Raw genomic sequence first — 12,043 nt, 5'->3', positions numbered from 1 at the left:
CCGTGTAGGGGCCGGTTCAGTCCAGCGCGCGAAGTCGCGCCCATGATCCCGGAGTTCCTGACAATGCCCGCCTATCGCTCGCGCACTTCCACTCACGGCCGCAACATGGCGGGCGCGCGGGGCCTCTGGCGGGCCACCGGCATGAAGGACGGCGATTTCGGCAAGCCGATCATCGCGGTCGTCAACTCGTTCACGCAGTTCGTGCCCGGCCACGTCCACCTCAAGGACCTGGGCCAGCTCGTCGCACGCGAGATCGAGGCGGCGGGCGGCGTCGCCAAGGAATTCAACACCATCGCGGTCGACGACGGCATCGCCATGGGCCATGACGGCATGCTCTATTCGCTGCCAAGCCGCGACCTCATCGCCGACAGCGTCGAATACATGGTCAATGCCCATTGCGCCGACGCGATGGTGTGCATCTCCAACTGCGACAAGATCACCCCCGGCATGCTGATGGCCGCCATGCGCCTCAACATCCCGGCCGTGTTCGTCTCGGGCGGGCCGATGGAGGCGGGCAAGGTCGTGCTCAGGGGCAAGGAGCATGCGCTCGACCTAGTGGATGCGATGGTCGCCGCCGCGGACGAGAGCTACACCGACGAGGAAGTGACCGCGATCGAGCGCTCGGCCTGCCCGACCTGCGGATCGTGCTCGGGCATGTTCACCGCCAATTCGATGAACTGCCTGACCGAGGCGCTCGGGCTTTCGCTGCCGGGCAACGGATCGACGCTGGCCACTCACTCCGACCGCGAGCGGCTGTTCCTGGAGGCCGGACGCCTCTCGGTCGACCTGTGCCACCGCTACTACGAGCAGGAGGACGAGAGCGTCCTGCCGCGCTCTGTCGCCAGCTTCAAGGCGTTCGAGAACGCGATGAGCCTCGACATCGCGATGGGCGGATCCACCAACACCGTGCTTCACCTGCTCGCCGCCGCCGCCGAGGCAGGGGTGGACTTCACGATGGCCGACATCGATCGCCTCAGCCGCAAGGTGCCGTGCCTTTCCAAGGTGGCTCCCGCCAAGTCCGACGTCCACATGGAGGACGTCCACCGGGCAGGGGGCATCATGGCGATCCTGGGCCAGCTTGAGCGTGCAGGGCTGCTCCACGCGGACCTGCCGACCGTCCACACCCGCACGCTGGGCGATGCGCTTAACCGGTGGGACATCAGCCGTACCAACGAGCCATCGGTTCAGGAATTCTACAGGGCGGCACCCGGCGGCGTGCCCACGCAGACGGCGTTCAGCCAGTCGCGCCGCTGGCAGGAACTCGACCTCGACCGCGAGAACGGCGTCATCCGCAGCAAGGAGCATGCCTTCAGCCAGGACGGCGGCCTTGCGGTGCTCTACGGCAATATCGCCCGCGAGGGCTGCATCGTGAAGACCGCGGGGGTGGACGATTCCATCCTGAAGTTCACTGGAACCGCCCGCGTCTACGAATCGCAGGATGCGGCCGTGGCCGGCATTCTGGGCGGGCAGGTCGCGGCGGGCGATGTCGTGGTGATCCGCTACGAGGGGCCGCGCGGCGGGCCGGGCATGCAGGAAATGCTCTATCCCACCAGCTATCTGAAGTCGAAGGGGCTGGGCAAGGCCTGCGCGCTGCTGACCGACGGGCGTTTTTCGGGCGGCACTTCGGGCCTTTCGATCGGCCATGCCTCGCCCGAAGCGGCGGAGGGCGGAGAGATCGGCCTTGTCGAGAACGGCGATACGATCGAGATCGACATCCCGGGCCGGACCATCAACCTGATGGTCTCGGACGAGGTGCTGGCGCACCGCCGTTCGCAGCAGGAAGCGCGCGGCGACGCCGCATGGTCGCCCGTCCACCCGCGCCAGCGCAAGGTCTCGGCAGCGCTCCAGGCCTATGCCGCGATGACCACCAGTGCGGCGCGCGGCGCCATCCGGGACGTGACCCAGCTGCGGCGCAAGTAACGGGCCGGGGCGCCCGGGGCTTCCCCGCCCCGGCGCTTCGCGTTACCAAGGCGGCGATGCAGACCAGATCCATTGTTTCCGCGCCTTTGGGCGCGTTCACGGCCGTGACGGCGCTCCTGCTGGCCGCCTGTTCCTCGAACAGCGAGCCGCCCCCGGTCGCCGCGGGCAAGGAGCACATCGCCTGTGCGGTGGGCGGTGCCGCCGAACTGAAGCCGGTCTGTTCGGTGGAGCGGGCGGAGGCAGGCGGCAGGCTGACGCTGGTCGTGCATCATCCGGACGGTGCGTTCCGGCGATTCGACGTGACGACGGACGGCTCTGGCCTTGCCGTCTCGGATGGCGCGGAGAAGGCGCAGACGCGCCTGGTGGACGGCAAGCTCGACGTTACCGTGGGCCCGGATCGCTACCTGTTTCCCGCAACGGAGAAATCCCATGGCGCAAAATGACCAGATACTCACCGTCGCCCAGATGCGCGATGCGGAAGAGCGGCTGATCGCGGCCGGATCGAGCGTCGATGCGCTGATGCAGATCGCCGGGCGCGGCGCTGCCGAGTGGATCTGGCGGGTCGCCGCTCGCCACAAGGTCACGGTGCTCTGCGGTCCCGGCAACAACGGCGGCGACGGCTATGTCATCGCCGAGGCCCTTCGCGAGCGGGGCGGGAACGTGGTGGTCGTCGCCGCGAGTGAACCGGCGACCAAGGCGGCAGCCGCCGCGCGGGCTCGCTTCGGCGGAGAGGTGCTCACCGGCAACGATCTTGAGGGGACTACGCAGCTCCACGGAGAAGTCTTCGTCGACTGCCTCTTCGGTAGTGGGCTGACCCGGCCGCTGACGTCGCAGGACGCGGGCCTGCTCGCGTCGCTGGCTGCGAGCCATGCCCGGCGCATCGCCATCGACGTGCCGAGCGGTGTGCAGGCGGATTCGGGCATGCTGCTGGGCGAGGGCCTGCCTCTCTATGACCTCACGATCGCGCTGGGAGCCTGGAAGTTCGCCCATTTCCTCATGCCCGCTACGGCGCGCATGGGGGCGCTGCGGCTCGTCTCCATCGGCGTCGAAGCGGTGGAAGGCGCCGCGCGGGCGATCGGCCGTCCCAGGATCGAGGCGCCCTCGGCCGATTCGCACAAGTACCGGCGTGGTCTTCTGGCCGTGGTGGCGGGCGCAATGCCGGGAGCCGCGATCCTGGCATCTACGGCCGCGCAAGGCGCCGGCGCAGGCTACGTCAAGCTCTTCGCCGAATCGAAGCGGAACGCACCCGCCGACCTCGTGGTCGATACCGGCCCGCTCACCGACGTGCTGACCGACGACCGCAACACCGCCGTACTCACCGGCATGGGGCTGGGCCGCGACGCCACCGCGCGCGAGCGGCTTGGCGTGGCGCTGGCCGATCCTGTTCCGGTCGTGGCGGATGCCGATGCGCTCGTGCTGCTTTCGCCCCGCCACCTCGCCGAGCGGACGGCACCCGTGATCGCGACCCCGCACGACGGCGAACTCGTCGCGCTGGAGCGCGCCTTCGACCTCGACGGAACGGGGAGCCGCCCGGCGCGGGCGCTCGCGCTGGCGAGGGCAAGCGGGATGGTCGTCGTCGCCAAGGGGCCCGACACGCTGGTGGCCGCTCCCGATGGACGGCTGGCATGCGCGTCGCGGGCCTCGTCCTGGCTCTCGACTGCGGGAACGGGCGACGTGCTTGCAGGCATCATCGCCAGCCGCGTCGCGACCGGGGTGGATGCGTTCCAGGCTGCGTGCGAGGGCGTCTGGCTCCATGGCGAAGCGGCGAGGCTGTGCCCGGCGGCGTTCACTGCGGCACAACTTGCCGAGAAGGTGCCGGAGGCGCTTGCCGCCTGTCTCTGATCGCGGGCGGCCGACCGGGCATGTACGATCCGCCGCCATCCTGCTAGGCGCGCGGCATGAACGAATCCGAGGAAATCCTGCGCATCGCCTCCAAGGGCGACGGCGTCACCGCGTCCGGCCGCTTTGCGTGGGGCGCGGCTCCGGGCGACATGCTGGGTATCGACGGGACGCTCGAATGGGGGCCGCACCATGTCGAGCCGCCGTGCCCGCACTTCGGCCGGTGTGGCGGATGCCAGCTGCAGCAGCTCGACGAAGAGAGCCTGCATGCCTTCGTGGAGGGGCGGGTCGCCAACGCCTCGGTCGCGCAGGGGTTGGGGGCAGAGCATGTCGCGCCGCCGTATCTCTCGCCGCCGATGACCCGGCGCCGTGCTTCGCTGCGGGCCGAAAGTTCGGGCGGGCGAGTGGTGATCGGCTTTCGGGAGGCCAGATCGCACCGGCTCGTCGAGCTGGAGGAATGCCACGTCATGGTGCCCGAGTTCGTGGCGCTGCTGGCGCCACTGCGCAAGCTGCTCATCACCATGGGCAAGGCCGCGCCTCCCAAGAAGGGCGGCCGTCCGGGGAAAGCGGCGAAGCACCCTGCCGCGCGCATGGCCGCCGATATCGAACTGACGCTGGTGGATCAGGGCGTGGACGTGGGCGTCAAGGGCCTGACCGCCGAGGGTCTTGCCGCGACTGAGGCAATGCTCGATTTCGCGCGCGAACATCGCCTCGCCCGTCTGACCATGGACGGCGGCTACGGCTTCGAGACCGTCTGGGAGCCGATGCCGGTCACGGCGACGCTGGGCGCCGTGCAGGTGCCGTTCCCTCCGGGATCGTTCCTGCAGGCAACGAAGGACGGAGAGGACGCACTCGTCGCCGCGGCGCGCGAATGGCTGGCGGAAGCTCCGACCATCGCGGACCTGTTCTCCGGCCTTGGCACTTTCGCGTTCGCACTGGCGGGGCCCGAGACCCGTATCTACGCGGCCGAGGCTGCCCGCGATGCTCATCTGGCCTGCAAGGCTGCGGCGGACCGGGCCCAGCTACAGATCTTCTGCGCGCATCGCGACCTGTTCCGCAATCCGCTGCAGCCAGACGAACTCGCCCGTTTCGCCGCCGTTCTCCTCGATCCACCCCGGGCAGGCGCGCGCGAGCAGGTCGAGTGCATAGCAAGCTCGACCGTGCGGCAGGTGGTCTACATCAGCTGCAACCCGTCGAGCTGGTCGCGCGATGCGGCGCGGCTTGTCGAGGCGGGTTTCCGCCTGGTGGAGCTGCGCCCGGTAGGCCAGTTCCGCTGGTCGACCCATGTGGAACTGGCAAGCTACTTCGTCCGCGACTGAGGAGCGGCGCGAGGCCGCCCCTCACTCTTCTCACGCTTCTTCGAGTGCTGCCGGGCTGACCATCAGGCTTTCTGCCATGCGGTCCGCCACGACCGGTGGCGGCAGGTTCCCGGCCTTGGCCGTCTCCAGGATGGCGCGGGTGCGCGGGCCGATCTGCATGACGCGGCCACGCACTTCTTCCGCGCTCTCGCCGAGGTATTCGGCAGCGACGTTGATGATGCCGCCGGCATTGACGACATAGTCGGGCGCATAGTCGATGCCGCGCGCCATCAGCACTTCGGCAAGGTGCGGCGCGGCCAGCTGGTTGTTCGCGGCGCCGCACACGATGCCCGCGCGAAGCGCTGCGACGGTCGCGTCATCCAGCGCGCCGCCCAGCGCGCAAGGCGCGAAGACCTGCGCGTCCGCACCGGCGATCTCGTCGATGGCGACGATGCTTGCGCCGGTTTCCTGTGCAAGCCGGTCGCAGCGGGCCGGGTCGATGTCGGCGATGACGAGGCGGGCGCCGTCAGCGGCAAGCAGGCGGGCAAGCCCGGCGCCGACGTTGCCGACGCCAAGGACCGCGACCGTGACACCGGAAAGCGAGGAACCGTGACGCAGGCGAACGGCCTCCTTCATGGCCTCGAACACGCCGAGCGCCGTCCACGGAGAGGGGTCCCCGCCGGCGAGGCCGGGAAGGGCGGTGCGGCCGGCAACATGGCGGGTGTGGCGGGCCACGCATTCCATGTCGGACACGCCGGTGCCCACGTCTTCCGCCGTGACGTAGCGGCCGTCCAGCTTCTCGACCGCGCGTCCGAAAGCCTCGAACAGGGCGACACGGTCGAACTCTCCGGCAGGGCGGCGAAGCACGGCCTTGCCGCCGCCAAGGGGAAGACCGGCCATGGCGTTCTTGTAGCTCATGCCCTCGGCGAGCCGGAAGGCGTCGGCCATCGCATCGGCCGGATCGGGATAGGACCACAGTCGGCAGCCGCCGGCCGCCGGGCCGCGCGCTGTCGAGTGGATGGCGATCACCCCGTCGAGGCCGGCATCTTCGTCGAGAAGGCGAACATATTCCATCGGCGGCATCATGCGACTTGTCCTTGCAACCATCATTTACGCTCCTCAGCGAGCCTTGCCGCCTTATTATCGCAGGGGAGTGCAGGGCAATCTCTCCTTGTTAAGGGTCTGCAGAGATCAATTTAGCGAGACGCTTTCGCCAAACCCGTGTTACCGGGCGGAAATGACCGATCTCGACCCTTATGAGAGAAAAATTCTCCGCGAGCTTCAGCGCGATGCGAATCAGACCACGGCGCAGATCGCCGAGCGCGTCGGGCTTTCGGCCTCCCCGTGCTGGCGGCGTATCGACAGGCTTGAGAGGGACGGCTTCATCCAGCGCCGCGTTGCCATCGTCGATCGGCACAAGGTGGGGCTGAACGCGCACGTGTTTGCGCAGGTGAAGCTCAACGCCCACGGCCGGGCCAACCTCGACGAATTCGCAGCCAAGATCCGCGAGTTTCCCGAGGTGCTCGACTGCTACGTCCTGCTCGGTTCGGTGGACTTCATGATCCGCGTGGTGGCCGAGGACATCAGCGCCTATGAACGCTTCTTCTTCGAGAAGCTTTCGCAGCTGCCCGGCGTGCAGGAAATCACCTCCACCGTCGCCCTGTCCGAGATCAAGGCCACGACCGCGCTGCCGATCTGATCGACGTCAGATCACGCGAAGGTACTTCGGCAAGGCGTTCGCGCCGGGGCCATGCCCGCACCGTGCGTGCAGTGCTCAATCTTCGCGCCGGTCCCAGCCGCAGCAGCCTCCGCAAACCGGATAGGCGACGGCGCCCCAGGCGCTGGCGATGAAACCGAGGAAAAATGTCGTCCAGCCGAGGCCGTAATTCTCGGCCACGAGAATATCCGCAAGGGCCACCAGCGTGACGAGGACGAACAGCGCCTCCACACCGATGAAAGCGAATTTGAACGGCCTTGCGGCCTGGCCGGAAAGTCCCTTTGGCATACCTGCTCCCGACTCTCTAACGTGTCGTTATCCCGTCATATACCTTGCGGGATGGGCAGGTTCCACTGATTTGCGCGGTAGATCGCCAGTTCAGTCGGCAGTCGAAAGCACGCGCACAAAGGCCCGTGCATCGGTGTTCCCGCCCGAAAGTACGACAGCGCTCCGTTCCGATAGGGTGATCTTTCCGGCAAGCACCGCGGCCAGACCCGCCGCCCCGCCAGGCTCCACCACGAGGCGCAGTTTTGCAAAGGCAAGGCGCTGCGCCGCCCTTACCTCCGCCGCGCTCACGGCCACGCCGAAGGGGCAGCGCTCCTGCAGGATGGCGAAGTTGATCGGGCGGGTAGCCGGGGTCTGCAAGGCGTCGCACGCGGTGGCCGGCGCATCGGGCAGGACGCGTTCGATGCGCCCGGCTGCAAGGCTGCGGCATACATCGTCCCAGCCTTCGGGCTCGACGGGTACGATCCGGGCATTGGGGCAGGCAAGCGCCAGCCCTGCCGTCAGGCCGCCGCCGCCGCACGGGGCGACGATCAGCTCGGGCGGTCCCCCGGCAAGCACGGCCATCTGCGCGGCGATCTCCGTCCCTGTGCTGCCCTGGCCCTCGATGATCCAGGGATCGGCATAGGCGTGGACCAGAGTGGCTTCGCGCTCCTTGCAAAGCCGCTCGGCCACCTCGTCGCGGTCCTCGCCGCCCGGGCGGTCGTACAGCACGACTTCAGCGCCGAGTGCGCGGGTGTTGGCGAGCTTCACCTCCGGCGCGTCGACCGGCATGACGATCGCGGCCTTCACCCCAAGGCGCCGCGCGGCCCAGGCCACGCCCTGTGCATGGTTGCCGCTGGACACTCCGACCACGCCGGCCGTGCGCTCCGCCTGCGTCAACGCGGTGAGCCGATGCCAGGCGCCCCGGATCTTGAACGCGCCCACCGGCTGCAGGCACTCGGCCTTGCACCAGATGGTGCGCCCTTCGACCTCGAGCGGAAGGAGAGGGGGCGCGGGGAGGATTTCCGCTACCTTGCGGGCGGCGAGGGCAACGCCTTCGGTGGTGGGAGCGCGGGTCGGGATCATGCCCACGCCTTAGCGGGACCGCAGCTGGAATCGCAACGCCGGCTGCGTGTTATTCCGTCAGCGCGAGAGGCGGACCAGCTGGTAGTAGCCGAGCGGCCCCCGCCGGCGCTCCAGCGTGAGGCCCAGCTCGTCCGCCACCCGCGCCGCCACTTCCCCAAGATCAAGGCGGGGCGAGACGTGGAAGCGGCTCAGCCATCCCTTCAGCAGGGCACGCAAGGGGCGCGGCAAGCCGGCGCAATCCCCGAAGTCGACGACGTGGAGCGAGCCGCCCGGCGACAGGGTTGACGCAGCCTGGTGCAGGGCCGCCTCCCACTCCGGTATCATCGAGATGGCATAGGACAGCATCACCCGCTCGAACCCCGAACGCCCGAACAGCTGCACCGGGTCGAACGCGGCTGCGTCGCCCAGCGCCAGCGTGCCGGAATGACCCAGCTTCCGGCGCGCTTCCCGCAGCATCTCGGCCGAGATGTCGAGGCCATGCAGCCGTGTCCCCGTCCACCGCCGCCGCACCAGGGCCAGGTTGCGACCGGTTCCGCAGCCGATCTCCAGCACCGCCATCCCCGGCCTGCAGTCGAGTTCGTCGACAAGGCGGTCGCGGCCGAAGAGATAGTACTTGCGGGTCAGGTCATAGATCGGGCGCTGCCAACGATAGATGCGGTCCATCAGCGCGGCATGGCCGGAAACGGGGTGAGATGCGGCCTGGTTCAACGGCGTCAGCCCCGGAACACATAGAGGTGGACGCCGCCGTAGATCGACGAGCGGTCGGCGCGGTTGGCGGCCAGCGATTCGGCCTCGCGGTAGTCCCACCGATCAAGGATGTCCTGCCGCACGCGCCCGGGGAGGAGCGAGGGTTCGGCCGCGGTGCGGAACAGCACCCGCGCTCCGGGCCGGGCGGTCCGGGTGATCTCGGTCCAGAGTTCGGTCAGCTGGGCATCGGTCATCCAGTCCTGCGCGTCGAGCAGGACGTAGCGATCGTAGCTGGCGGCGTCCGCATCGGCGAGGACATGCGTGAAGTTCGCGTGGCGCAGCTCCAGCCGGCCGAGCCGCTCGCGCACCTGCGGCAGGTTCGCTTCCTGCAGATAGGGCGGCAACGGTGCCTCCACGCCCTTGCCGTAACCGCGCGAGAAGGCCTGCCAGGCGAAGTAGTTGTCGTTGACCGGGAAGTGGCATGCCAGCTTTTCCAGACGGGCGCGCAGTACGTCGGCCATGCGGTGCCCGCCTGCGAGCGCATCGTATTGCGCAGGCGGGATGCCCAGTCCGAAGAGCGACGCGGGGTGCTTGGTCAGCCAGCGAACCAGCGGGCGCTCGAACACGGGGGCGAAGCGCTCGTCGAAGACGCGGCGCTGGTCTTCCAACGTGCCGGCCTCGAGGATCTCCGCCGGATCGATGCGGTGCAGCCGAGCGATGAGATGCGCCGCGCCGATGAAGCCGCCCAACAGTCCGTGGCGATAGACGCCGCGCGTAAAGGCGCCGATGCGCCGACGGCCCACGAGGTCGCGGCCCTCCCAGTATCGCCGCGTCGCCTCGTCCAAATGGGGCGCGAGCCGCTCGCGATAGAGCGCGAGGTTCTCGGGGTGATCGGCCTCGGCCACGAACCTGCGCAGGTCCGAGTAGTCGAGGTGGCGCACGGCTGCGTGCTTGAGGTTGTTCAGCGCGATGTGCGCGGTGTTGAGGTCCACCACGGTGATGTGGGCGGGGTTCGCCGTGAGGTACGAAAGGGCATTGCAGCCGCCGCTCGCGATGGTGATGATCCGGCTGTCCGGCTGGATCTGCATGGCGTCCATGTCGGCGACCGGGTCTTCCCAGATCTGCGCGTAGACAAGCCCCTTGAAGGCAAGGGCGAAGGCCTTGTCGAGCAGCCGCGCCTTGCGGGAGCTCTCCTCGCGGACGACAGCGCCCTCGATGAGGCTGGAGCGGGAGGTGTTCATCGGGGCCGGATCCCTTCGTAGGAGTTGTGGCGCTGATGCTCCCTTGCGGTGACCGCGTGATGACGCGGCGATGGCAGTTTGTGACAGTTGATGGCCCCATGCCCGCCGACATTTCAGAGAGCAGAGGCGTCGCGCTGTCGAACGCGCCCGTTTCCCAGCTTGGCGACGAGGGAGCCAGCGCACAACAGTTGAGTTGTCACACAGCGGCCCTATATGGCCTCCTTTCGATTTTCCTCCCTAAGGAGACAGGTTGGTGAGCAAGGTTCTGGTGATCGGCGCGGGCGGCGTCGGATCGGTCGCGGTCCACAAGATGGCGATGAATCCCGACATCTTCTCGGATATCCATCTCGCCAGCCGCACGGTGTCCAAGTGCGAGGCGATCGCTGATTCGGTCATGCAGCGCACCGGCGTCACCGTCGCCACCTACGCGATCGACGCCGACGACGTGGAGGCGACTTCGGCGCTGATCCGCCAGATCCAGCCCAAGCTCGTCGTCAATCTTGCGCTGCCCTATCAGGATCTTGCCATCATGGACGCGTGCCTGGCGACCGGCACGCACTACATGGACACTGCGAACTACGAGCCCAAGGATGTGGCCAAGTTCGAGTACCACTGGCAGTGGGCTTACCAGGACAAGTTCAGGCAGGCAGGCCTGATGGCGCTGCTCGGCTCGGGCTTCGACCCCGGCGTCACCAGCGTCTTCGCGATGTGGCTCAAGAAGCACAAGCTCAAGACCATCCGCACGCTCGACATCCTCGATTGCAACGGCGGCGACCACGGGCAGGCTTTCGCCACCAACTTCAACCCGGAAATCAACATCCGCGAAGTGACCGCGCCCGCGCGCCATTGGGAGAACGGCGAATTCGTCGAGACCCCGGCGATGGGCAAGAAGGTGGAATTCGATTTCGAGGGCGTCGGCCCCAAGAACATGTACATGATGTACCATGAGGAGCTGGAAAGCCTCGCCAAGTTCATCCCCGAGATGGAGCGCGCGCGCTTCTGGATGACCTTCGGCGATGCCTATATCCAGCACCTGACCGTGCTGCAGAACGTGGGCATGACCCGCATCGATCCGGTGATCTACAACGGCGTCGAGATCGTGCCGCTGCAGTTCCTCAAGGCCGTGCTGCCCGAGCCAGCCTCGCTCGGGCCGACGACGAGGGGCAAGACCAACATCGGCGACATCGCAACCGGCGAGGCGCTCGACGGGTCGGGCGAGAAGACGTTCTACATCAAGAACATCTGCGATCACGAGGATGCCTACGCGGAAACTGGCAACCAGGCCGTCAGCTACACCACCGGCGTCCCGGCGATGATCGGCGCGGCCATGGTGCTGACCGGCGCCTGGTCGGGTGAGGGGGTGTTCAACATGGAGCAGTTCGACCCCGATCCCTTCATGGACATGCTGAACAAGCACGGGCTGCCCTGGAGCGTGGAAGAACTCCCGGCCCCGCTGCCGTTCTGATGCGCGGACTTCGTTATCTCGCCGTGGCGGCGCTGGGGGCAATCGTGCTCGGCGCCTGCACGCCACAGCCCGCCCCGTCCGAGGGCACGCCTGCGCCTGAGGATGCTGCCGGTCAGTCGTTTTCCCGCGACATGAGCGCAGGCGACAAGGCTTCGTGCACCGCAGGCGGCGGCACCGTGCAGCGGCGCGGGCGGGCCGGTGTCGAGCAGTGCGTGCGCCCCTTCGCCGACGCGGGCAAGCAGTGCACCGACAGCGCGCAATGCCAAGGCAAGTGTGTTGGCGATGCCGGCGCGGCTGCAACGGGCGGTGCCGTCACCGGGCAGTGCCAGGCCGACGACCGGCTGTTCGGCTGCTATGCCGAGGTCAAGGGCGGCAAGGCCGTGAACGCCATCTGCGTCGATTGACGCTGCGGTGAAACGGCGGTGCTCCTGAGCGGGCACTCGCCTTCACCGAGAGCTTCCTTGCGGTCGCGACAGGCCGCACGTCTACTTCAAGGGCCTGTCGACAGGATCGGCGGCCAGTTCAG

The 12,043-nt window shown here is 68.0% G+C and carries 12 protein-coding genes; 7 read left to right on the top strand and 5 right to left on the bottom strand.

The features are described from left to right. Window positions 1-63 precede the first annotated feature (63 nt). Genes ilvD through GR702_RS10520 form a run of 4 tightly spaced genes read left to right on the top strand, consistent with a single transcriptional unit; the run spans window position 64 to window position 5,078 of the window. Window positions 64-1,920 carry a dihydroxy-acid dehydratase gene (ilvD, locus tag GR702_RS10535; protein WP_160985878.1) on the top strand — a complete coding sequence of 619 codons (1,857 nt, stop codon included), beginning with the start codon at window positions 64-66 and terminating at the stop codon, window positions 1,918-1,920. 56 nt (window positions 1,921-1,976) lie between these two features. Further along, window positions 1,977-2,363 (top strand): hypothetical protein, encoded by a 387-nt coding sequence (locus tag GR702_RS10530; RefSeq protein ID WP_160985834.1) that lies wholly within the window; start codon window positions 1,977-1,979, stop codon window positions 2,361-2,363. After that, the gene (locus GR702_RS10525; RefSeq protein WP_160985833.1) at window positions 2,350-3,762 is read left to right on the top strand and encodes an NAD(P)H-hydrate epimerase; all 1,413 of its coding nucleotides are present in this window, start codon (window positions 2,350-2,352) and stop codon (window positions 3,760-3,762) included. Before GR702_RS10530 ends, GR702_RS10525 begins: the two co-directional genes overlap by 14 nt. Window positions 3,763-3,818: 56 nt before the next feature. Then, on the top strand, window positions 3,819-5,078 hold the full coding sequence (locus GR702_RS10520) for a class I SAM-dependent RNA methyltransferase (protein WP_160985832.1): 1,260 nt from the start codon (window positions 3,819-3,821) through the stop codon (window positions 5,076-5,078). Window positions 5,079-5,108: 30 nt separating this feature from the next. Here the strand turns inward: GR702_RS10520 and GR702_RS10515 are convergent, their stop codons facing one another. Further along, window positions 5,109-6,164 carry a Leu/Phe/Val dehydrogenase gene (locus GR702_RS10515; RefSeq protein WP_160985877.1) on the bottom strand — a complete coding sequence of 352 codons (1,056 nt, stop codon included), beginning with the start codon at window positions 6,162-6,164 and terminating at the stop codon, window positions 5,109-5,111. A gap of 130 nt (window positions 6,165-6,294) precedes the next feature. Between GR702_RS10515 and GR702_RS10510 the strand changes: the two genes are divergently transcribed. Then, on the top strand, window positions 6,295-6,756 hold the full coding sequence (locus GR702_RS10510; protein WP_160985831.1) for an Lrp/AsnC family transcriptional regulator: 462 nt from the start codon (window positions 6,295-6,297) through the stop codon (window positions 6,754-6,756). A 75-nt stretch (window positions 6,757-6,831) separates the two neighbouring features. Here GR702_RS10510 and GR702_RS10505 read toward each other — a convergent pair whose 3' ends face one another. From GR702_RS10505 to GR702_RS10490, 4 genes are all read right to left on the bottom strand, one after another. Next, complete coding sequence (locus GR702_RS10505) at window positions 6,832-7,062, bottom strand: hypothetical protein (RefSeq protein ID WP_160985830.1); 231 nt, start codon at window positions 7,060-7,062, stop codon at window positions 6,832-6,834. A 90-nt stretch (window positions 7,063-7,152) separates the two neighbouring features. Beyond that, window positions 7,153-8,124, bottom strand: coding sequence for a threonine ammonia-lyase (locus GR702_RS10500; RefSeq protein WP_160985829.1), 972 nt, complete (start codon window positions 8,122-8,124; stop codon window positions 7,153-7,155). A gap of 57 nt (window positions 8,125-8,181) precedes the next feature. Next, window positions 8,182-8,787: a class I SAM-dependent methyltransferase gene (locus GR702_RS10495; protein WP_160985876.1), complete on the bottom strand. Its 606-nt coding sequence runs from the start codon at window positions 8,785-8,787 to the stop codon at window positions 8,182-8,184. Window positions 8,788-8,837: 50 nt separating this feature from the next. Then, complete coding sequence (locus GR702_RS10490; protein WP_160985828.1) at window positions 8,838-10,052, bottom strand: BtaA family protein; 1,215 nt, start codon at window positions 10,050-10,052, stop codon at window positions 8,838-8,840. A gap of 253 nt (window positions 10,053-10,305) precedes the next feature. Between GR702_RS10490 and GR702_RS10485 the strand changes: the two genes are divergently transcribed. Then, the gene (locus GR702_RS10485) at window positions 10,306-11,517 is read left to right on the top strand and encodes a saccharopine dehydrogenase C-terminal domain-containing protein (RefSeq protein WP_160985827.1); all 1,212 of its coding nucleotides are present in this window, start codon (window positions 10,306-10,308) and stop codon (window positions 11,515-11,517) included. After that, window positions 11,517-11,921 carry a hypothetical protein gene (locus GR702_RS10480; RefSeq protein WP_160985826.1) on the top strand — a complete coding sequence of 135 codons (405 nt, stop codon included), beginning with the start codon at window positions 11,517-11,519 and terminating at the stop codon, window positions 11,919-11,921. The genes GR702_RS10485 and GR702_RS10480 overlap by 1 nt, the downstream gene beginning before the upstream one ends. The last annotated feature ends 122 nt before the right edge of the window (window positions 11,922-12,043 follow it).

The sequence above is a fragment of the Novosphingobium silvae genome, from assembly GCF_009856825.1.
Lineage (GTDB): Bacteria > Pseudomonadota > Alphaproteobacteria > Sphingomonadales > Sphingomonadaceae > Novosphingobium > Novosphingobium silvae.
The sequence above is the reverse complement of the archived record's forward strand: the minus strand, read 5'-3'. Positions and strand labels throughout refer to the sequence as shown.